This is a genomic window from Lentzea sp. HUAS TT2 (assembly GCF_051853195.1).
In the GTDB taxonomy this organism is placed as follows: domain Bacteria; phylum Actinomycetota; class Actinomycetes; order Mycobacteriales; family Pseudonocardiaceae; genus Lentzea.
Window position 1 is genome coordinate 3,007,051 of record NZ_CP196667.1, and the last position, 20,703, is coordinate 3,027,753.

17 protein-coding genes, 1 tRNA gene, 1 other RNA gene and 1 pseudogene are annotated in these 20,703 nt (G+C 68.7%); 15 read left to right on the forward strand and 5 right to left on the reverse strand.

The features are described from left to right. Window positions 1-199: 199 nt before the first annotated feature. Window positions 200-2,638, forward strand: a complete 2,439-nt coding sequence (locus ACSHWB_RS15075) for an endonuclease/exonuclease/phosphatase family protein (RefSeq protein ID WP_439662648.1) — start codon at window positions 200-202, stop codon at window positions 2,636-2,638. A gap of 26 nt (window positions 2,639-2,664) precedes the next feature. Here ACSHWB_RS15075 and ACSHWB_RS15080 read toward each other — a convergent pair whose 3' ends face one another. The 3 genes from ACSHWB_RS15080 to ACSHWB_RS15090 form a co-directional block, all read right to left on the reverse strand. After that, a complete protein-coding gene (locus ACSHWB_RS15080; protein ID WP_439662649.1) occupies window positions 2,665-3,312 on the reverse strand; it encodes a GOLPH3/VPS74 family protein in 648 nt (215 codons plus the stop codon). Beyond that, window positions 3,312-3,968, reverse strand: a complete 657-nt coding sequence (locus ACSHWB_RS15085) for a GOLPH3/VPS74 family protein (protein WP_439662650.1) — start codon at window positions 3,966-3,968, stop codon at window positions 3,312-3,314. The genes ACSHWB_RS15080 and ACSHWB_RS15085 overlap by 1 nt, the downstream gene beginning before the upstream one ends. A 58-nt stretch (window positions 3,969-4,026) precedes the next feature. Further along, window positions 4,027-4,111: transfer RNA gene (locus ACSHWB_RS15090), tRNA-Ser, on the reverse strand. A gap of 130 nt (window positions 4,112-4,241) precedes the next feature. Here ACSHWB_RS15090 and ACSHWB_RS15095 point away from each other — a divergent pair. The 8 genes from ACSHWB_RS15095 (at window position 4,242) to ACSHWB_RS15130 (ending at window position 10,338) form a co-directional block, all read left to right on the forward strand. Further along, entirely contained in the window at window positions 4,242-4,580 is a 339-nt protein-coding gene (locus ACSHWB_RS15095; RefSeq protein ID WP_030477647.1) for a YciI family protein, read from the forward strand. Between the two features lie 4 nt (window positions 4,581-4,584). Further along, window positions 4,585-5,763, forward strand: a complete 1,179-nt coding sequence (locus tag ACSHWB_RS15100) for an RNA polymerase sigma factor (RefSeq protein ID WP_439662651.1) — start codon at window positions 4,585-4,587, stop codon at window positions 5,761-5,763. Window positions 5,764-5,765: 2 nt separating this feature from the next. Beyond that, complete coding sequence (locus ACSHWB_RS15105) at window positions 5,766-6,251, forward strand: maleylpyruvate isomerase family mycothiol-dependent enzyme (protein ID WP_439662652.1); 486 nt, start codon at window positions 5,766-5,768, stop codon at window positions 6,249-6,251. Between the two features lie 99 nt (window positions 6,252-6,350). Further along, window positions 6,351-6,447: signal recognition particle sRNA small type (gene ffs, locus ACSHWB_RS15110), an RNA gene on the forward strand. Between the two features lie 30 nt (window positions 6,448-6,477). Further along, window positions 6,478-8,550 carry a DNA polymerase III subunit gamma and tau gene (locus ACSHWB_RS15115; protein ID WP_439662653.1) on the forward strand — a complete coding sequence of 691 codons (2,073 nt, stop codon included), beginning with the start codon at window positions 6,478-6,480 and terminating at the stop codon, window positions 8,548-8,550. 243 nt (window positions 8,551-8,793) lie between these two features. Next, window positions 8,794-9,096, forward strand: coding sequence for a YbaB/EbfC family nucleoid-associated protein (locus tag ACSHWB_RS15120; RefSeq protein ID WP_439664603.1), 303 nt, complete (start codon window positions 8,794-8,796; stop codon window positions 9,094-9,096). Between the two features lie 115 nt (window positions 9,097-9,211). Next, window positions 9,212-9,820 carry a recombination mediator RecR gene (gene recR / locus ACSHWB_RS15125; protein ID WP_330271580.1) on the forward strand — a complete coding sequence of 203 codons (609 nt, stop codon included), beginning with the start codon at window positions 9,212-9,214 and terminating at the stop codon, window positions 9,818-9,820. Between the two features lie 41 nt (window positions 9,821-9,861). Then, a complete protein-coding gene (locus tag ACSHWB_RS15130; protein WP_439662654.1) occupies window positions 9,862-10,338 on the forward strand; it encodes a uridine kinase family protein in 477 nt (158 codons plus the stop codon). Here the strand turns inward: ACSHWB_RS15130 and ACSHWB_RS15135 are convergent. Continuing rightward, complete coding sequence (locus ACSHWB_RS15135) at window positions 10,314-13,592, reverse strand: AfsR/SARP family transcriptional regulator (protein WP_439662655.1); 3,279 nt, start codon at window positions 13,590-13,592, stop codon at window positions 10,314-10,316. The two genes, ACSHWB_RS15130 and ACSHWB_RS15135, sit on opposite strands and share 25 nt — an antisense overlap. A 216-nt stretch (window positions 13,593-13,808) precedes the next feature. On the opposite strand from ACSHWB_RS15135, the gene ACSHWB_RS15140 reads away from it, so the two are divergent. The 6 genes from ACSHWB_RS15140 to ACSHWB_RS15165 all read left to right on the forward strand — a co-directional run bounded on the left by ACSHWB_RS15140 (window position 13,809) and on the right by ACSHWB_RS15165 (window position 20,255). Then, window positions 13,809-15,488 carry an ABC transporter substrate-binding protein gene (locus ACSHWB_RS15140; RefSeq protein ID WP_439662656.1) on the forward strand — a complete coding sequence of 560 codons (1,680 nt, stop codon included), beginning with the start codon at window positions 13,809-13,811 and terminating at the stop codon, window positions 15,486-15,488. A gap of 41 nt (window positions 15,489-15,529) precedes the next feature. Then, window positions 15,530-16,534, forward strand: a complete 1,005-nt coding sequence (locus ACSHWB_RS15145) for an ABC transporter permease (protein ID WP_439662657.1) — start codon at window positions 15,530-15,532, stop codon at window positions 16,532-16,534. 5 nt (window positions 16,535-16,539) lie between these two features. Next, complete coding sequence (locus tag ACSHWB_RS15150; RefSeq protein WP_439662658.1) at window positions 16,540-17,463, forward strand: ABC transporter permease; 924 nt, start codon at window positions 16,540-16,542, stop codon at window positions 17,461-17,463. Window positions 17,464-17,469: 6 nt separating this feature from the next. Next, window positions 17,470-18,468 carry an ABC transporter ATP-binding protein gene (locus tag ACSHWB_RS15155; RefSeq protein WP_439662659.1) on the forward strand — a complete coding sequence of 333 codons (999 nt, stop codon included), beginning with the start codon at window positions 17,470-17,472 and terminating at the stop codon, window positions 18,466-18,468. Then, window positions 18,465-19,571, forward strand: coding sequence for an ABC transporter ATP-binding protein (locus ACSHWB_RS15160; protein ID WP_439662660.1), 1,107 nt, complete (start codon window positions 18,465-18,467; stop codon window positions 19,569-19,571). The genes ACSHWB_RS15155 and ACSHWB_RS15160 overlap by 4 nt, the downstream gene beginning before the upstream one ends. Before the next feature lie 102 nt (window positions 19,572-19,673). Further along, the gene (locus tag ACSHWB_RS15165; RefSeq protein WP_439662661.1) at window positions 19,674-20,255 is read left to right on the forward strand and encodes a TetR/AcrR family transcriptional regulator; all 582 of its coding nucleotides are present in this window, start codon (window positions 19,674-19,676) and stop codon (window positions 20,253-20,255) included. A gap of 20 nt (window positions 20,256-20,275) precedes the next feature. On the opposite strand, the pseudogene ACSHWB_RS15170 reads toward ACSHWB_RS15165, so the two are convergent. Then, window positions 20,276-20,695, reverse strand: a pseudogene (locus ACSHWB_RS15170) (DedA family protein); the annotation flags it as partial. Window positions 20,696-20,703 lie beyond the last annotated feature (8 nt).

Sequence of the window (20,703 nt, forward strand, 5' to 3'; positions counted from 1 at the left end):
TGCCTGAATGTAGGGCCGTCGGCCGGTGCCTGGGAGGGGACCACCGGCCGACGTTCCGAAATCGAGCATACACCATGATCGAACACTTGTTCGAGTGATCATTGATGGGCCAACCGGTTAACCGTTAGTAACAACGGCTACCAAACATCACTCGATCGGGGAAAGATGCGTCGGTCCGCCGCATCCCCTGGAGGAAGTTTTGAGACCCACCCTGCCCGTCGTCGGGACAGCGGTGGCGGCACTCGTGCTCGCCGCCGTCCCCGCCGTCGCCGCACCCAGCACAGACGCGCTGATCTCCGAGGTCTACGGAGGCGGCGGCAACTCCGGCGCCACCCTCAAGCAGGACTTCGTCGAGCTGGCCAACAAGGGCACCACCCCCGTCGCCCTGGACGGCTTCAGCGTCCAGTACATCTCGGCCACCCCCGGCGCGAGCACGCAGTGGGGCGTCACCCCGCTGACCGGCTCGATCGCGCCCGGCAAGACGTTCCTCGTCGCCGAGGCCAAGGGCACCGGCGGCACCGTCGACCTGCCCGCGCCCGACGTCACGGGCACGATCGCCATGAGCGCCACCGGCGGCGCCATCGCGCTGGTCGACGGCACCGCGGCGCTGACGTGCAAGACGGCGGCAGACTGCGCCGCCGACGCGCGGATCAAGGACCTCGTCGGCTTCGGCACCGCGGTGGTGCGGGAGGCCACCGCGACGGGCGCCCTGAGCAACACCACCTCGGCGTCGCGCAAGGCCGGGCTCCCCGACACCGACGACAACTCCGCGGACTTCACGGTCGGCGGCCCGACCCCGACCAACTCCAAGGGCGAGACCCCGGGCGGCGGCGACCCGGATCCCGATCCCGACCCGGACCCCACCCCCGGCGACAAGCGCATCCGCGACATCCAGGGCGTCACGCGCATCTCGCCGTTGAACAGCCAGAAGGTCACCAACGTCCCCGGCGTCGTCACCGGCACCCGCGCCTCGGGTGACCGCGGCTTCTGGATCCAGGACACGGCCCCGGACAGCGACCCGCGCACCAGCGAGGGCGTCTTCGTCTACACCGCAGGCACCGCGCCGACGGTCGCGGTCGGCGACAGCGTGCTGGTCAGCGGCACGATCGCGGAGTACCGGCCGGGCGGTGAGACGGGCTCCAACCAGACCCTCACCGAGATCACCGCGCCCACCACGATCACGGTCTCCAAGGGCAACCCCGTCCCGGCACCGGTCGTGGTGAAGAACGTCCCTGCCGGCTACCTGCCCGCTCCCGGCGGCAGCATCGAGCAGCTCCCGCTGGAGCCCGCCAAGTACGGCCTCGACTACTTCGAGTCCCTCGAGGGCACGCTCGTCCAGGTCGACGACGCCCGCGTCGTGGGCCCGAGCAACACGTTCGGCGAGGTCTGGGTGACGGTCAACCCCGACCAGAACAAGAACCTGCGCGGCGGCACCACCTACACCGCGTACGACCAGGCCAACAGCGGCCGCCTGAAGATCAAGACCGCAGGCACGCTGCCCGCCGCGAACGTCGGCGACGTGTTCGCCGGCGCGACCGTCGGAGCCATCGAGTACACGAACTTCGGCGGCTACACGCTGGCCGCGCTCAACCTCGGCCAGCACGCGTCGTCCAACCTGCAGCGCGAGATCACCGCGCAGCAGAAGGAGTCCGAGCTCTCGGTCGCGACCTACAACGTCGAGAACCTCGACCCGTCCGACCCGCAGGAGAAGTTCGACCGGCTCGCCGAGGGCGTCACGACGAACCTGCGCAGCCCGGACGTCGTCGTGCTGGAAGAGATCCAGGACAACAACGGCGCGACCAACGACGGTGTCGTCGCGGCGGACCAGACGCTGCAGAAGTTCTCGGACACGATCTTCGCCAAGGGCGGCCCGCGCTACCAGTGGCGTCAGATCGACCCGGAGAACCTCAAGGACGGCGGCGAGCCCGGCGGCAACATCCGCGTCGGCTTCTTCTTCAACCCGCAGCGGGTGTCCTTCGTGGACCGTCCCGGCGGCGACTTCAAGACGCCCGTCCAGGTCGTGAAGAAGAACGGCCGCGCGGCGCTTTCCGTGTCACCGGGCCGGATCGACCCGCTCAACGACGCGTGGGCCAGCAGCCGCAAGCCGCTCGCCGGTGAGTTCAAGTTCCGCGGCCGCACGGTCTTCGTCGTCGCGAACCACTTCAACTCCAAGGGCGGCGACGAGGCCATCCACGGCCGCAACCAGCCGCCGAACCGCACGTCCGAGGTGCAGCGCGGCAAGCAGGCCGCGGCGCTGAAGACGTTCACGGAGCAGATCCGCGCGATCGACAAGGGCGCCAACGTGGTGCTCGCGGGCGACCTGAACGACTACCAGTTCTCGCCCGCCGTCAAGGCCCTCACCGGCGACGGCAACCTCAAGGCGCTGATCGACACGCTGCCCGCCAACGAGCGGTACAGCTACGTCTTCGAGGGCAACTCGCAGACGCTCGACCACCTCGTGATGAGCAAGAACATCACCCGCTTCAGCTACGACGTGGTGCACATCAACGCCGAGTTCGCCGACCAGGCGAGCGACCACGACCCGCAGATCGTCCGCGCCCGCCCGTCCACGGGTGACGCGAACGTCGACAAGCTCGTGTTCGCCCTGGAAGACATTCTCGACTGCCTGAAGAAGTAACTGCCGCTACCGCTGCCGTCGCTGCGTCATCCACCACTGGACGACGCGGCGGCGGCAGCTGCCGTTGCGGCGACGACACCGGCCTGGATCGCTTCGACGGCCCTGCGCACGGCCTCGCTCGCCCAGTTGCCGGCGGCGATGTCCTTGGCGCGCTTGGTCATCTCGCGCTTGTCGCCGTCAACGACCTTGTGCACGGCCTTCACCGCGTACAGCAGGGCGACCAACGCCCCGGTGCGCCCGTCCGCCCCGCGATAGCCGAGCGCGACCTCACCGACCGCCTTGCGCACCTCGTTCTGCGCGGCCTCTTCGGTGATCACGTAGCCCTTCGCCGGGAAGATCCCCATCACCTTCCGCGGCTCCACCCGCACGACACCACGGCCTTCGAGCTGAGCGGCCACGTTGTCGCGCACCTTCTTCCGCAGCCGCTCCACCGCTCGTTGCGGCTTCATCGGCTTGTCGAACCGCCCCACCGACTCCTGCAGCAACGGGTCCTTCAACGGCGTCGGATCGACGACCTGGAGCTTCTTGCCGTTGGGTTCGAACGCGACGCGCCCCGAGTTCACGAGCTCGATGAGCACCGCCCCCGCGAGCGCGTTGTCCACCGACGTCGAGTCGGCGCGCAGTTTTCCGTTCTGCCCGTTGATGAACAGCAACATCAGATCTTCGTGCAACATCAGCTGGAACCCCCTGTCGTGGCCGCGACGGTCGCGGCCACCGTCGTCGCCACGATCGCGGCGTGAACCGCCTCCAACGCCTGCTTCACGGCGAGGCCGGCCCAGTTGCCCGCGGCGATCTGCTCGGCGCGCGCGTTCATCTCGCGCCTGTCGCCGTTGAAGACCTTGTGCAGCCCCTTCACCGCGTACAGCAACGAGATCAGCGCTCCCGTGCGCTCGTCCGGTGCCGTGTACCCCAGCGCGACGTTGCCCACACGGTCGCGGATCTCGCTGATCGCCTTCGGGTCCTGGATCACATAACTCTTGGTGGGGAAGATCCCGAGCATCCTGGTCTTCTCGACGCTGAGCACGCCGCGGCCTTCGAGCTGCGCCATCACGTTGTCCCGCACGTGGGTCCGCAGCCGTTCCACCGCCCGTCGCGGCTTCATGGGCTTGTCGATGCGCGTCAACGACTCCTGCAGGAACTCGTTGGGCAACGGCGCCGGGTCGGCCACGGTGAGCCTCTTGCCGTCCGCCTCGAACGCGACCCGCCCGGAGTTGACCAGTTCCAGCAGCACGGCACCGGCCAGCGCGTTGTGGATCGAGGTCGTGTCCACGAGCACGCGGCCGTCTTCTTCGTCGAGGAACAGCAGCATCAGGTCTTCGGGCAACATCATGCAACGTTAACGCCAGAAGGGCGCCGAACGTTGAAGTTCGGCGCCCTTCGGATGAGAGCGGAGGATACGGGATTTGAACCCGTGAGGGGGTGAACCCAACACGATTTCCAGTCGTGCGCACTAGGCCGCTATGCGAATCCTCCGTCGAGAACCTTACCGGACGGGTGTTCCGGGGCCCAAAACGGGGGTCGCCGGAAAAAGTTCGAGGCCCGTGTCGATCTGGCGGCTGCCCGCTCGTCGTGATCCCGTAAGACCGGACCGAGGAGGGCAATCGTGAAGTACATGCTGTTGATCTACGCGGCCTCTGACCAGCAGGCGAGCTGCACCGTCGAGGACTGGATCGCCTACGAGAAGGAGATGAAGGACGCGGGCGTCCTGGTCTCCGGGCACTCGCTGGCCGACCTCGTCACCGCGACCACCGTCCAGGTCGGACAGGACGGCAAGCGCACCGTCACGGACGGGCCGTTCGCCGAGACCCGTGAGGTGCTGGGCGGCTACGACATCATCGACGTGCCGGACCTCGACGCGGCGCTGGAGTGGGCCGCGAAGTGTCCTGGCTCGCGGGACGGCGGGGCCGTGGTGGTCCGGCCGATCGCCGAGTTCGACTTCTGAGCGGATGAACGTCGAGCAGGTGTTCCGGGAGGAGCGCGGCAGGCTGCTCGCGACGCTGGTCAAGCGCTTCGGCGACCTCGACCTGGCCGAGGAGGTCACCTCCGACGCGATCGAGGCGGCGCTGAGGCACTGGCCGGTGGACGGGGTACCGGACCGGCCCGGCGCGTGGTTGCTCACGACCGCGCGCCGCAAGGCCGTCGACCGCCTGCGCCGCGACCAGGTGTACGCGGCGCGGCTGGCGTTGCTGCAGGTGGAGGTCGACCGCGCGGATCCGCCGGCGAGGGACGGGCTGCCGGACGAGCGGCTGGAGTTGTTCTTCACCTGCGCGCACCCGGCGCTGGCCGAGGAGGACCGCGGCGCGCTGACGTTGCGCTGCCTGGCCGGTTTCACGACGCCCGAGGTCGCGCGGGCCTACCTGGTGCCGGTCACGACCATGCAGCAGCGGATCGTGCGCGCGAAGAAGAAGATCAAGGAGGCGCGCATCCCGTTCCGCGTGCCGGACGAGCACGAGCTCCCGGAACGCCTGCCCGGCGTGTTGCAGGCCGTCTACTCGATCTTCACCGAGGGCTACGCGGCCCAGCGGACCGAGCTGGCGGACGAGGCGATCCGGCTGGCGCGGATCCTGCGGAGCCTGCTGCCCGACCGCGAGGTCACCGGGCTGCTGGCGTTGATGCTGCTGATCCACGCCCGCCGGGACGCCCGCGCCGAGCTGCTGGAGGACCAGGACCGCGGGCTCTGGGACCGCGACATGATCAACGAGGGCAGCGCACTGGCCGAACGCGCGCTCACGGGCGGACACGGTCCGTACGGCGTGCAGGCGGCGATCAACGCGTTGCACGACGAGGCACCGGACTTCGCCGGCACCGACTGGCCGCAGATCGTGGCGCTCTACGACGTGCTGAACAAGCTCACGCCGTCACCCGTCATCTCGCTCAACAGGGCCGCCGCGATCGCCATGCGCGACGGCGCCGAGACGGGCCTCGCACTGCTCGACGCGCTGGCCGCGGAACCGAGGCTCCGCGACTACCACCCGTACCGCGCGGCCCGTGCGGACCTGCTGCACCGCCTGGGCCGCGACGCCGAGGCCGCCCGGGCCTACCGCGAGGCCATCGCGCTCGCGGGCACCGAATCCGAACAGGACTTCCTGCGCCGCAGGCTGACCGCCATCGAGGGGCAATCATGATCATGAAGTGGCTGGAGGCCGAACGCCTGGGTGTCGCCGACCTCCTCGAAGACCTGACCGACGACGAGTGGCAGCGCGAGACCCTCTGCGCCGGCTGGACCATGCAGACGATGGCCGCCCACCTGACCACGTCCACCCGCACGGGTTGGCGGGACGTGCTCACCGGCGTCGTGAAGGCGCGCTTCGACTGGGAGCGCATGGAGGACGAGAAGGCCCGCGCGATCGCCGCACGATTCACCCGGTCGGAGTTGATCGCGCAGATCCGCGAGACCGCGGCCTCGCCGAAGCGCGCGCCGATGGCCGCCCCGATCGATCCCCTGGTCGACTTCCTCGTCCACGGCCAGGACATCGCCCGCCCGCTGGGCCGCGCCCGCGAGATGCCGCTCGAACCGGCCCAGGCCGCCCTCGACCATGTGTTGAAAAGCCCATTTTTGGGGCGCTCGCAAGCGCTTCCGCGACTCCGGAGTTCCCGATCTTCCTGCCCCTGACCTGCTGATGATCGCCACGGGCCGGAAGTTGTCCATACCTGGGGACAACACTGTGGGCAACTCGAACACACGTTCGATCTGAGGGGTTCGCTACACTTGCGTCGGACCTCGTGCGGCACACATCTCGCGAACCTCCCCAGGGCCGGAAGGCAGCAAGGATAAGCGGGCTCTGGTGGGTGCACGGGGTCCCCTTTTTGTGTCGGGGTCCACCGGTACTGTCTGCGGCGTGGCGCTCGCTCTGTATCGCAAGTACCGTCCGGCCACGTTCTCCGAGGTCGTAGGCCAGGAGCACGTGACCGACCCGCTGCGCGTCGCCTTGTCGGCAGGCAGGGTGAACCACGCCTACCTGTTCTCGGGCCCGCGCGGCTGCGGCAAGACGTCCTCGGCCCGAATCCTGGCCCGCTCGCTCAACTGCGTGAAGGGCCCGACGCCCGACCCGTGCGGCGAGTGCAACAGCTGCATCGGCCTGGCCCCGAACGGCACCGGCAGCGTCGACGTCGTCGAACTCGACGCGGCCTCCCACGGCGGCGTGGAAGACGCCCGCGACCTCCGCGACAAGGCCTTCTACGCACCGGCGGAGGCCAAGTACCGCGTTTTCATCATCGACGAGGCGCACATGGTCACCACGCAGGGCTTCAACGCCCTGCTGAAGATCGTGGAGGAGCCGCCGGAGCACCTGATCTTCATCTTCGCCACCACCGAGCCGGACAAGGTCCTCCCGACCATCCGCTCGCGCACGCACCACTACCCGTTCCGCCTGATCCCGCCCGGCGCCATGCGCGCCCTGCTCGAACGCAACTGCGCGGCAGAAGGCGTGGCGGTGGAACCAGCCGTCTTCCCGCTGGTGATCCGAGCAGGCGGCGGCTCGGCCCGCGACACCCAGTCCGTCATGGACCAGCTCCTCTCCGGAGCAGGCCCGGACGGCGTGAAGTACGAACGAGCCATCTCCCTGCTGGGCGTGACCGACTCGGCGTTGCTAAACGACGTGGTGGACGGCCTCTCCGCAGGCGACGGCGGCGCCGTCTACGGCACCATCGACCGCCTCGTCGACGCGGGCCACGACCCCCGCCGCTTCGCCTCGGACCTCCTCGACAGGCTCCGCGACCTGGTCCTGCTCTGCGCGGTCCCGGACGCAGCCGAACGCAACCTCGTCAACGCACCGGACGACGAAGTCGCCACCATGGCCTCCCAGGCAGAACGAATCGGCCCAGCAGCCCTGACCCGCTACGCCGAGATCGTCCACCAGGGCCTGGTCGACATGCGCGGAGCCACGGCCCCCCGCCTGCTCCTGGAACTCCTCGTCTCCCGGATGCTCCTCCCGTCGGCGAGCCAGTCGGAAGCAGCACTTCTCCAGCGCCTGGAACAACTGGAGCGCCGCCCCCCGGCAGCAATCGCACCCGCCTCAGGCGAGCCCGCCGCACCAGCAGGCGCCCCGGTCTTCACCCGCAGGTCCCAACAACCAGCGGACCAGCCCGCAGCCGAACAGCCCACCCAACAGGCCCCGCAGCAAGCACCCCCGGCCCCGGTGCAGCCCCAGGCCCCGGCGCCGGTACGGCCCGCAGCAGTTGCCCCGGCACAGGCCGCAACCCCGGCCCACACTCCGGCACCGGCTCAGGTGCAGCCCGCACCCCCGGCGGCTCCGGCAGCGGCACCCGCCGCCGCACCACAGCAGCCCGCAGCCTCGGCGACGGCTGGTGGCGGCGGAGCAATGGACGCGACAGCGGTCCGCCGAATCTGGTCCGAACTGCTAGCCGCAGTCCGCGCGACCAGCCGCAGCACCGAGGCGATGCTGACCAACGCCATGGTCAGCGAGGTGGACGGCAACGTGGTCACGATCACCCACACCTCGGCCCCCCTGGCCCGCCGCCTGGCGGAGTCCCGCAACACCGAGGCCATCGCCACGGCGTTGTCCTCGGTGCTCGGCGGCACCTGGCAGGTCCGCTGCACCCACGGCACCCCGGGCGCCACCCCACAACAGGCAACCCAGGCGAAGGCGGCCCGCCCGGCCCCGACCCGCCCCAGCCAGGCGCAAAACCAACAACAGTCCCGCCCCCAGCCAGAACCGCAACAATCCCAGGCCCCCAGGCCGCCGATCGACGACGTCCCACCCCCGCCGGAGCCCCCAGAGCCCGACGACCCGCTCCCGCCGGAACCGGACGACGAAGAAGCAATGCTGGCCGAGGCAGCCCGTCCAGCAGACCCAGGCGCGGCAACAGAAGTGCAGGCCAAAGACCCGGAGTCGGTAATGCTCCAACTACTGGCAGACGAACTAGGCGCCCGCCCCTTGAAGAAGGCCTGACCGGCCCACCGCAGCGCCCCACTGCCCAACCCCGGCTTTTGATCAGATTGGCTGATTCCTGGGGCGGAGCCCCAGGAATCAGCCGCCACGGCAGCGCGCAACCCAACCACCTACGAACAACCAACCGGCAGCCGCCGACGCGACCGGGGGACGACCACCCCAACCGGCGCGCAAAGCCCCCCGTACCCTGGACCACAACAAACCCCACCGAGAGGACCAGCGGTGCAACCCGGTCAGTTCGACATGCAGGCCCTGCTCCAGCAGGCCCAGAACATGCAGCAGCAGATGGCAGAAGCCCAGCAGCAGCTGGCCGAAACGCAGGTCACCGGCAACGCGGGCAACGGCCTGGTCACCGCAACGGTCACCGGCGGCGGCGAGCTGGTCAACCTGACCATCGACCCGAAGATCGTGGACCCGGAGGACATCGACACCCTCCAGGACCTGGTCATCGCAGCGATCAAGGACGCCAACGCCAGTGCGCAGGCACTCGTGGAGCAGAAGCTCGGCCCACTGGCCCAGGGCGGCCTCGGCGGACTGCTGGGCTAGTTGCTCTCGGCCAACCACCGGCCAAGAGCGGCGGACTGCTGGGCCACGGGCTCGACGCACCACTCGGCTGAACCCCTCGGCCACGACATCGGCGCGACCAGAGATCGGCTAACAGATGTACGAGGGCCCGGTACAGGACCTGATCGACGAACTGGGCAGACTCCCAGGTGTAGGCCCCAAAAGCGCACAACGCATCGCCTTCCACCTACTGGCAACAGAGCCGGCCGACATCGAACGGCTGCAGCAAGCTCTCCAGAAGGTCAAGGAAGGCGTCGTCTTCTGCGACGTCTGCGGCAACGTCTCCGCGGAGACCAGGTGCCGAATCTGCCGCGACCCCAAGCGCGACCTGGCACTGGTCTGCGTGGTCGAGGAGCCGAAGGACGTCCAGGCGATCGAGCGCACCAGGGAGTTCAGGGGCCGCTACCACGTCCTGGGTGGCGCGCTGGATCCGCTGAGCGGCGTCGGCCCGGACCAGCTCCGGATCCGTCAGCTGCTGAACCGGATCGGCACGGCGACCGACGGTGTCGACATCTCCGAGGTCATCATCGCCACGGACCCGAACACCGAGGGCGAGGCCACGGCCACCTACCTGGTGCGGATGCTCAGGGACTTCCCGGGCCTGTCCGTCACGCGGCTCGCCAGCGGCCTGCCGATGGGCGGCGACCTGGAGTTCGCGGACGAGCTGACGCTGGGGCGTGCGCTATCTGGTCGCCGCAGCATGTGACAACGGCCCCACCGCGGCTGGGCAACACTCGCCTGGTCGCGGTGGACGGCCCGTCGGGCGCGGGCAAATCGACCTTCGCGAAGAACCTCGCCCAAGAACTCAACGCCCAGCTCATCAGCACCGACCACTTCGCCACGTGGGACGACCCCACGACGAAGTGGTGGCCACGGCTGCAGGCCGCCCTCGACGCAGTCGAACAGGGCCGCGAGGGAAGCTACCGGAAAACCGACTGGTCCCAAGGGTTTCCGTGCGTGGCCGAAGGTGACGAGGTCACGATCACTCCACAAGGGACGATCATCCTGGAAGGCTTCTCCAGCGCCAGGAAGGCGAACACCCGCCTGAGTCTCGCGCTCTTCGTGGACTACGAGACGGAACAAGCCAGGCTGGAACGCGCGGTGGCAAGAGACGGCGAACACCAACGAGAGCACTTCATCCGTTGGCAGCAGTACGAAAGAGGCTGGTTCGCGGTGGACGAAACGAAAGCAAGAGCCGACTACGTGGTCACGTCCAGCAACTGAGCCTCGACCACGGAAGCCTCAGGCGTCCCGATCGCACTGAAGACCTCCAGCGCCGACGACCAGTAGGTACGGGCACCACGAGAATCACCCAGAACAACAGCAGCATCGCCGGCCAACTGCAAAGCCCGCCCGAACACCCATCGATGCCCAGACGCGGAGCCGACGGTGGAGGCCCGCAAAGCGCACTCCAGGGCTTCAGCGGCGGCAGACATGTCGAGGTGCGTGCGCCCAAGCACCAGCAACACCTCCATCTCCGCCAGCCGGAACTGCGACCGCCCAGCCTCGACCAGTGCGGAAGTGGCCATCTCCATGGCCTCCGAGTACCGCCCAGCCGCGCGGTAAGAGGAAGCCAGCCCGCGACGAGCCGAGCAGATCCCCCACGAGTACCCGGTGTCGACCGCGATCGCCAACGCCGACGAGAACTGCTCCAAGGCCTCGGCGTACCGCCCCGCACCGTCCAGGGCACGGCCGAGCAGGTTCTGCGCGTCGCAGACGCTCTTGACGTTCTCCAGGTCCTGCGCGATCTGCATGGCGGCGGAGGCCTCGACGGCCGCCTCCTCGTACCGGCCGCGCATGATCAGTGTGATGGCCATGCCCTCGTGCATGGTGTGGCCGAAGTTCCGGGCTGCCGCTCGTTCGTAGAGCTCGCTCGCGCGCACGAAGTACGTGGCGCCGAGTTCGGGCTCGCCGCGGGAGGCGTAGACCTCGCCCAGTGCGCGCATCGAGTTCGCCTGGGTGATCCACGAGTCGATGCGCGTCCCGGCTTCGAGTGCTTCCTCGAACGTCGTCGCCGCGCGGTCGAGCTGGCCGAGCTGCATGTAGACGCCGCCGAGGTTGAACAGCGCGTTGGCGAGCACCTGGACGGCGTGCAGCCGGCGGGCGATCACCAGGGCGCGTTCGAGGTGGTCGGCGGCGTGCTCGAGCTCGCCGAGGTCGATGTAGACGCTGCCGGCGTTGGACAGCACGGCGGCCTCTGCCTCTGGCAGGTCGATGTGTTCCTGCAGCGCGATGGCCTGCTGGTAGTAGCCCAGGGCGTTGCGGTGCTGCCCGGTCACCCAGTACAGCGTGCCCAGCGACGACAGCATCGCGAGCTGGCCGAGCTCGTCACGTGGCGCGCGGGCGCCCAGCAAGCCGGCCTTCGCCGTCTCGCGCCACTCGGCGGTGAGGCCCTGCGTGTAGAAGTAGCCGCGCAGCGCGTCGGCCAGCTGCCACGGCGAGTTCTCCGGGTCGCGCTCGACGGCGTGCGCCACCAGCGCGACCAGGTTCGCGCGTTCACAGTCCAGCCAGGTCAGGGCCTCGGTGGAGGAGCTGAACGACCGCGGCACCACGCTCTCCAACGGAGCAGGGCGCGGGAAGCGGAACAGCGTCGACTTCATCGCGGACGTGGCGTTGTCGACCGAGCGCACCGCCCAGTCCAGCAGCCGCCGCAGCGCGAGCCGCGAGTCCGCGCGGCCCTCCTCGAACGCCAGGCGCTCGGCCGCGTAGTCGCGCAGCAGGTCGTGGAACTGGTAGCGGGACGGCGCGTGGTTCGAGATCAGGTTCGCGGTGGCCAGCCGGTCGAGCCTGCGCCGGGCGTCCTGAGTGGTCAGTCCCGAGAGCGCGGCCGCCATCTCGGGCGTGAAGTCGGTGCCGGGAACCAGCGACAGCAGCCGGAACATCTGCGCGAGCTCGGGCTTCAGGGCCGTGTAGGACAGGTCGAACGCCGCGTGCACCGCGACCCGCTCGTCGCCCTCGACGGCCAGCGCCGCGAGCCGGTTGCCCGCCCGCAGCTCCTCCACGTAGTCCGCGATGGACAGTTCCGGACGCGACACGAGGTTCGCGGCTGCGATACGCAAAGCCAATGGCAGATGCGCGCACAGGGTCGCCAGCTCCAGTGCCGCGTCCTCCTGGGACGCCACCTCGTCGGCGCCCAGGATGCCTGCGAGGAGTGACTGCGTCTCGTGCCAGTCGAGCACGTCCAGCCGCACGTTCGACGCCGCGTGCGAGACGGCCAAGCCGCGCAACGTGTCGCGTGACGTCACCAGCACCGCACACCCCGGCGACCCCGGCAGCAGCGGCCGGATCTGCTCGGCCGACGAGGCGTTGTCCAGCAGCAACAGCACGCGCTGACCGGTCAGCGTGGACCGGAACATCGCCTCCTGCTCGTCCTGGTCCAACGGCACCTGGTCAGGCTCGGTCCCCAGCGCGCGAAGGAACCGGGGCAGCACGTCCACGGCGCTCAACGGCGGGCCGGGGGCGTATCCGCGCAGGTTGACGTACAGCTGACCGTCCGGGAAGTCCGCGCGCATCCGGTGCGCCGCGTGCACGGCCAGCGCCGTCTTGCCCACTCCCGGCGGCCCGGCCAGTGTGACGACCGGCACACCTTGGGCGGTCCGCAGCAACGCCACGATCAGCGACACGGCCTCGTCCCGGCCGACGAAGTCGGGGATGTCCGCAGGCAGCTGCGACGGCACGACCCGTTCCGGCTTGGCGGCCACCGGCGCACCGGGGGAGGCCGTCGCCACCGAGTCGATCGACCCGGACAGCACCTGGCTGTGCACGCGCCGCAGCTCGTCGCCGGGATCGATGCCCAGCTCACCGCCCAGCAGCCGCGAAACGCGCTGGTAGGCGGCCAGTGCCTCGCTCTGCCGGCCCGAGCGGTACAGCGCCACCATCAGCTGCGCCCAGAACCGCTCGCGCAACGGATGTTCGCTGGTCAGGCGGGACAGCTCCGCGACCAGCTCGCCGTGCCTGCCCAGTTCGAGGTCGACCTCGACGCGGCGTTCCAGCACGTGCAGGCGGCGTTCGTCGAGCCGCGGCACCTCGTCGCGGTGCAGGACCTCCGACGGCACGTCGACCAGCGCCGGACCTCGCCAGAGCCCCAGCGCGGCGGCGAACGCGGCCGAGGCGGCCTGCAGGTTCCCCGCTGCGCGCTCCTGTTCGCCCTGGTCGATCAGGGGCTCGAAGCGCATCAGGTCGATCGTCTTCTCGTCGACGTCGATCAGGTACCCGTCGGGCACGGTCTTGATCGGAACAGACGGTCCGAGCAGCTGTCTGAGACGCATCACATATGTCTGCAGAGTCGCGCGCGCACGCGCGGGAGGATCTTCACCCCACACGTTCGCGGCGAGTTCGTCCACGGACACCGACGTGCCCGCGCGCAGCAGCAGCGACACCAGCAGTGCACGCTGCCTACCCGCTCTGACCAGCAGTGGTTCGCCGTCGAGGAGGACCTGGAGGGGGCCGAGCACGCGGAACTCGACCACTCTGCTCATGCGACCTCCTCCGCGTGTCGTTGTTGTTTCTACAGCCTAGGAGAGCGTTCGACGCATCCGTGGTGCTCACGTTGGGTCAGCGAGCGTGCGCCGGACGTATCAGAATGCCTGGTCTAGTGGCCGGATCGTGACCTGAGATGCCCCGGAGGGGGTATGTACAACGGTTATGGTCGGCGACCACACCGTGAGATGTGCGGATTGTCCAAGGGGTGTTTGATGGTCCACTCAGTAACGGCTCGCCGCCGTTGGGTCGCCGCGATCGGCTTCCTCAGCGTCAGCGCGCTCGCCCTTTCCGGTTGCGCGCAATCCCAGCGCGACTCCGGAGGTGGTGGCAAGGAAGGCGGAACGCTGACCTTCGGCGCCGCGGGCGCACCGAAGCTCTTCGACCCGTTCTACGCGACGGACGGTGAGACCTTCCGGGTCTCCCGCCAGATGTTCGAAGGTCTGGTCGGCTTCAAGCCCGGCACCGCCGAGGTCGAGCCCGCTCTCGCCACGAAGTACGAGCCGAGCGCTGACGGCAAGACGTGGACGTTCACCCTCAAGGAGGGCGTGAAGTTCCACGACGACACGGCCTTCAACGCCGAGGCCGTCTGCTTCAACTTCAACCGCTGGTACAACCAGAAGGGCGCCGGCACGAGCGACGCCGTCTCCCAGTACTGGCTGGACAACTTCGGCGGCTTCGCCAGCACGCCGGACAAGCCCTCGCTGTACAAGTCCTGCACGGCCAAGGACGCCAAGACCGCAGTGGTCGAGCTGAACGAGGTCACCTCGCAGTTCCCGTCGGTCCTCGGCTTCACGTCGTTCTCGATCTCCAGCCCCGACGCGCTGAAGAAGTACGACGCGGACAACGTCCAGGCCGCCGGTGACGCGTTCACCTACCCGGCCTACGCGAACGAGCACCCGACCGGCACGGGCCCGTTCAAGTTCAGCAAGTACGACAAGGCCAACAACACCGTGGAGCTCGTGCGCAACGACTCCTACCACGGCACGAAGGCCAAGCTGGACAAGGTCATCTTCAAGATCATCCCGGACGAGACCGCCCGCAAGCAGGCGCTCAAGGCCGGCGACATCGACGGGTACGACCTGCCGAACGCGGCTGACTGGGCCGGTCTGAAGACCGACGGCTTCAACGTCGCGATCCGTCCGGCGTTCAACGTGTTCTACCTGGGCATCAACCAGAAGAACAACCCGAAGCTCGCCGACCTGAAGGTCCGTCAGGCCCTGCAGTACGCGATCAACCGCGAGCAGCTCGTCAAGTCGCAGCTGCCCGAGGGCGCCAAGGTCGCGACGCAGTTCATGCCGGACACCGTCAACGGCTACAACAAGGACCTCAAGGCCGTCCCGTACGACGCCGCCAAGGCGAAGTCGCTGCTGGCCGAGGCCGGTGCCTCCGACCTGACGCTGAAGTTCTACTGGCCGTCCGAGGTCACGCGTCCGTACATGCCGTCCCCGAAGGACCTGTTCGGCGCGATCTCCACGGACCTGCAGGCCGCCGGCATCAAGATCGATGTCGTCACCAAGCCGTGGAACGGTGGCTACCTGACCGACGTCGACAACAGCATCCCGGACCTGTTCCTCCTGGGCTGGACCGGCGACAACGGCACGGCGCACAACTGGGTCGGCACGTTCTTCGGCCGCACCGACAACCGCTTCAACACCGGTGTGTCCCCGTGGGGCGCCACGCTCGCGGCGGACCTGGCCAAGGCCAACTCCGAGCCGAACGAGGCCAACCGCACGAAGCTGTACGAAGAGATCAACAAGAAGATCATGGACGAGTACCTGCCCGCGATCCCGATCTCGCACTCCCCGCCCGCTCTGGTGTTCAAGTCGGACATCAAGGGTGTCGTCCCGAGCCCGTTGACCGACGAGAAGTTCGGCCCGGCCTCCAAGGGCTGAGCTGACCAGCTCCCACCACAAGAGAACAACGGGGTAGCTCAGTGCTCCGCTACACCATTCGACGGCTGGTTCAGCTGTTCGGCGTGGTGCTGGTGCTCTCGCTGCTGCTCTTCGCGTGGATGCGACTCCTCCCAGGAGGGCCGGTTTCGGCCCTCCTGGGAGAGCGCGCTACGCCGGAGTCGCGCGAAGCCCTCACCAAGCAGCTCGGCCTCGATCAGCCGATCATCGTGCAGTACTTCAAGTTCCTCGGTCGCGCGGCGACCGGCGACTTCGGCGTCTCCACCGGTGTTCAGCCCGGTGACTCGGCGCTCGACATCTTCGTCCAGCGGTTCCCCGCGACGATCGAGCTCAGTTTCTTCGCGATCCTGCTCGCCATCGCGGTCGGCGTCCCGCTCGGTTACCTCGCCGCGAAGCGTCGCGGCGGCTGGTTCGACAACCTCAGCGTCATCGGCTCGCTCATCGGCGTGGCCGTCCCGGTGTTCTTCCTGGCCTACGTGCTCAAGGACGCCGCGTCGGTGGGTCTCGGCCTGCCGTCGCAGGGCCGCCAGGGCGACATCGACGCCACCCGCGTCACCGGGTTCTTCACCCTCGACGGCATCCTCACCGGTGAGTTCGACGCCACGCTCGACGCGCTGGAACACCTGATCCTGCCCGCGATCGCGCTGGCCACGATCCCGTTCGCGGTGATCTTCCGCATCACCAGGGCCGCCGTGCTCGACGTGCTCGACGAGGACTTCGTCCGCACGGCCGAGTCGAAGGGCCTCACCGCACCGGTGATCCGCCGCCGGCACGTGCTGCGCAACGCGATGCTTCCGGTCGTCACGACGATCGGCCTGCAGACCGGCGCGCTGCTCTCCGGCGCCGTGCTCACCGAGAAGGTGTTCTCGATCCCCGGTGTCGGCCAGGCGCTCGCCATCGGGTTCGAACGGCGTGACTACCCGGTGCTGCTGTTGTTGATCATCATGGCCACGATCGTCTACGTCGTGGTCAACCTGTTGGTCGACCTCTCGTACGCGCTCATCGACCCGCGCATCAGGACGAGGTGAGCGCAGTGGCACTCGGAGTCTCCAAGAAGGAAAAGATCGACGACCTCGCCGACACCGCGGGCGTCTCGCTCGCGGCCAGCGCGTGGAAGCGGCTCAAGCGCAGCCCGGTGTTCCTCATCGGTGCGACGATCATCGGGCTCTTCATCCTGGTCTCGCTGCTCTCGCCGTGGCTCGCCCCGCACGACCCGTCCGATCGCATGCTGATCGACCAGGTCGTCAAGGCGCGCAACGAGATCCCGCCCGCCCAGCCCGGTCACCTGCTCGGTGGCGACCTGCAGGGCCGCGACTTCTTCTCGCGCCTGCTCGTCGGCTCGCAGCAGACACTGCTCGTCGGTGTCGGTGCGACGCTGATCGGTCTCACCGGCGGCCTGATCCTCGGCACGCTCGCGGGCGCCATCGGCGGCTGGGTCGACTCGGTCGTCATGCGTCTGGTCGACGTCATGCTGTCGCTGCCGTCGCTGCTGCTCGCGTTCTCGATCGCGGCGATGTTCGCGCGGCCCAGCCAGTTCACCGTGATCCTCGCGGTCGCGATCGTGCAGATCCCGGTGTTCGCACGACTGCTCAGAGGCTCGATGCTCGCGCAACGGCACAGCGACCACGTGCTGGCGGCGACGGCTCTGGGCGTGAAGAAGGGCGCGATCGTGTTCCGGCACATGCTGCCGAACTCGCTCAGCCCGGTGATCGTGCAGTCCACGCTCGTGCTGGCCACCGCGATCATCGAGGCCGCCGCGCTGTCGTTCCTCGGCCTCGGCAACCCGGACGACCGGCTGCCGGAGTGGGGTCAGATGCTCGGCGACGTGCAGAACGTGTTCGACACGCATCCTGCCCTCGCCGCGTATCCCGCGATCTGCATCATCATCGTCGCGCTCGGCTTCACGCTCATGGGCGAGACCCTGCGCGAAGCCCTCGACCCGAAGAACAGGCGGTGAGTCGTCGTGGCACTGCTCGAAGTTCGTGACCTCACCGTCGTGTTCCAGCGCAAGGGCGAGGAACCGTTCCGCGCGGTCGACGGCGTCAGCTTCGACGTCGAGCCAGGCCAGACGGTCGGGCTCGTCGGCGAGTCGGGCTGCGGCAAGTCCGTGACGTCGCTCGCGATCATGGGCCTGCTGCCCAAGCGCGGCGCGACGGTCACCGGCACGGTGACCTACGACGGCACGGATCTGCTCAAGCTGTCGGACAGGCAGATGCGCGACAAGCGCGGCAGCGAGCTCGGCATGGTCTTCCAGGACCCGCTGTCGTCGCTCAACCCGGTCATCCCCATCGGCCTGCAGGTCACCGAGGTGCTCGAACGGCACCGCGGCATGGCCCGCAAGGAGGCGATGATCGAGGCGAAGAACCTGCTCGACAAGGTCGGCATCCCGGACCCGAACCGGCGGCTCAAGGAGTACCCGCACCAGCTCTCCGGCGGTATGCGGCAGCGCGCTCTCATCGCGATCGCGCTCGCGTGCCGGCCGAAGCTGCTGATCGCGGACGAGCCGACGACGGCGCTGGACGTGACGATCCAGGCCCAGATCCTGTCGCTGATGAAGGAACTGGTGCAGGACCTCGGCACCGCGCTCGTGATGATCACCCACGACCTGGGTGTCGTCGCGGGCCTGTGCGACGAGGTCAACGTGCTGTACGGCGGCAAGGTGGTCGAGAAGGCCATGCGGCACAAGCTCTTCGCCGAGCCGCGCCACCCGTACACGCACGGCCTGCTGGCCTCGATCCCGCGCCTGGACGCCGCGCGTCACTCGAAGCTGACGCCGATCAAGGGTTCCGTCGCGGACAACATCCCGTGGGCGAGCGCCTGCGCGTTCGCACCGAGGTGCCCGAACGCGCTGGACCTGTGCCGCACGGAGACGCCGGCCGAGGAAGACCAGCTGGGTCGCCTGCTCCGTTGCCACAACCCGGTCGTGCCGGGAACTCCCGCCGCCGAGGAGGTGCCGGTATGAGCGAGACCCTGGTTTCCGTCCAGGACATGAAGGTGCACTTCCCGATCAAGCGGGGCGTGTTCATGGACCGCACCGTCGGCTACGTCTACGCGGTCGACGGCGTCGACCTGGAGATCAAGCGCGGCGAGACGTACGGCCTGGTCGGCGAGTCGGGTTGCGGCAAGTCCACCCTCGGGCGGGCGATGCTGCGGCTCAACGAGCCGACCGAAGGCAAGATGATCTTCGACGGGCAGGACTTCTCCTCGCTCAAGGGTGAAGAGCTGCGCAAGATGCGGCGCCGGATCCAGATGGTGTTCCAGGACCCGCTGTCCTCTTTGGACCCGCGGCAGTCCGTGGAGTCGATCCTCGTCGAGGGTCTGCGGGCGCACGGCCTGGACAAGGGCAAGGAGTCGACCAACAAGCGGCTCCGCGAGCTGCTCACGGCTGTCGGCCTGCCGACCACCGCGCTGCGCAAGTACCCGCACGAGTTCTCGGGCGGCCAGCGGCAGCGCATCGGCATCGCGCGGGCGCTGGCACTGGAGCCGGACCTGATCGTCGCCGACGAGCCGGTGTCCGCGCTGGACGTGTCGGTGCAGGCGCAGGTCGTGAACCTGATGGAGGAGCTGCAGGAGCAGTTCGGCCTGACGTACCTGGTGATCGCCCACGACCTCGCGGTCGTGAAGCACATCTCCGACCGCGTGGGCGTGATGTACCTCGGCGGCCTGGTCGAGGAGGCCTCCTCGGAGGACCTCTACGCCGAGCCGCTGCACCCGTACACGCGGGCGCTGCTGTCGGCGATCCCGGTGCCCGACCCCGTGGTCGAGGACCGGCGCGAACGGATCCTGCTCGCGGGCGACCTCCCGTCGCCGGCGAATCCGCCCAGCGGCTGCCGGTTCCACACCCGGTGCCCGTGGCGGCAGGCGACGAAGTGCGACACCGAACGGCCGGTGCTGCGCGAACTCAAGCCGGGTCACAAGGTGGCGTGCCACTACGCCGAGCAGATCCGGTCCGGCGAGATCCAGCCGCACGAGGTGAAGCCGATCCTGGTGGAGGAGGGCGACGGCCTGTCGCCCGACATCCCACTCGTGGGCCCAGCCTCGGTGACCGAAGCGCTGAACCCCTAGTTTCGACCGCACGCGGGGCCCTTTCGTACTGCATGTCAGTACGAAAGGGCCCCGCGTGCGTTTCGTTAGGCGGGCTTGAGGGGGGAGTGGTCCAGTTTTGAGATGGACAGTCGAAGGTCGATCCTTCTCAGAGCCGCGGAGATCGCGTCCGTCGACGGGCTCGAAGGAGTCACGATCGGGCGGCTCGCGGTCGAGCTCGGCATGAGCAAGAGCGGTGTGTTCTCGCACTTCGGCGCCAAGGAAGAACTGCAGATCTCGACCGTGCACACGGCAGCGGAGATCTTCGCGCACGAGGTCGTGATGCCGGGCGGAACGCTCCTGGACCTCACCGACCGCTGGCTCGACTACTCGAAGCGGCGCGTGTTCCCCGGCGGCTGCTTCTTCGTCGTGACGCGCTCGGAGTTCGCGGCCAGGCCCGGCCGGGTGCGCGACGCGCTGATGCTGTTCAACCTGCGCTGGGTCTCACTGCTGGAACGGCTGAGCGGCGACGCCCAGGTGGCGTTCGAGGTGGACGCCCTGCTGGCGGCCGCGGACCGGTTCGCGGTGCTCTACGACGACGCCTCGGCGTACGAGAGAGTGCGGTTGGCGTTGCGCGCACGGATCGCCATGCCGACCGGGATGGAGATGAGCGTGGCCACGCCGAACGACAACAGCATCGCGAGCCATGCCTCGTCGACGAGCTGACCGCCGATGTACCCGACGGTGGCGGGGTAGAGGCTCCACAGCGCCGACCCGACCGCGGCGACCGGCACGAACCGGCGCAGCGGCCACTTCAGTGCGCCCGTCAGCAGCGCCCCGACGATGCCGCCCGCGGGCAGGAACCGCGCCGCGATGAGGATCGTCTCGCCCTTGGTGGCGAGCTGGTCGGCCGTCCACACGACCATCGCCCGCGCCTTGGTGTTCTTGTTGACCTTGTCGAGGGCCCGCATCCCCATGCGGCGTCCTGCGGTAAAGTTGATCAAGTCGCTGACCAGGCAACCGGCCGCTGCGACGAGCACCACCAGGTACAGCGGCACCTCACCGGACGCGGCCAGGACGCCGGCGCCGATGAGCACGGCCTCCGTCGGTGCCAACGGCACGACGGCGACCAGGAACAGCACTACGAGGCTGGCTGCGGTGCTCATGATCGGTG

Bases quoted from the DNA above. Each gene is read 5' to 3' on its own strand.
- ACSHWB_RS15120 (WP_439664603.1), top strand. From the start codon at position 8,794: ATGCAGGCCCTGCTCCAGCAGGCCCAGAACATGCAGCAGCAGATGGCA.
- ACSHWB_RS15140 (WP_439662656.1), top strand. From the start codon at position 13,809: ATGGTCCACTCAGTAACGGCTCGCCGCCGTTGGGTCGCCGCGATCGGC.
- ACSHWB_RS15080 (WP_439662649.1), bottom strand. From the start codon at position 3,312: ATGTTGCACGAAGATCTGATGTTGCTGTTCATCAACGGGCAGAACGGA.
- recR (WP_330271580.1), top strand. From the start codon at position 9,212: ATGTACGAGGGCCCGGTACAGGACCTGATCGACGAACTGGGCAGACTC.
- ACSHWB_RS15105 (WP_439662652.1), top strand. From the start codon at position 5,766: ATGAAGTGGCTGGAGGCCGAACGCCTGGGTGTCGCCGACCTCCTCGAA.
- ACSHWB_RS15160 (WP_439662660.1), top strand. From the start codon at position 18,465: ATGAGCGAGACCCTGGTTTCCGTCCAGGACATGAAGGTGCACTTCCCG.
- ACSHWB_RS15165 (WP_439662661.1), top strand. From the start codon at position 19,674: ATGGACAGTCGAAGGTCGATCCTTCTCAGAGCCGCGGAGATCGCGTCC.
- ACSHWB_RS15085 (WP_439662650.1), bottom strand. From the start codon at position 3,968: ATGATGTTGCCCGAAGACCTGATGCTGCTGTTCCTCGACGAAGAAGAC.
- ACSHWB_RS15135 (WP_439662655.1), bottom strand. From the start codon at position 13,592: ATGAGCAGAGTGGTCGAGTTCCGCGTGCTCGGCCCCCTCCAGGTCCTC.
- ACSHWB_RS15100 (WP_439662651.1), top strand. From the start codon at position 4,585: ATGAACGTCGAGCAGGTGTTCCGGGAGGAGCGCGGCAGGCTGCTCGCG.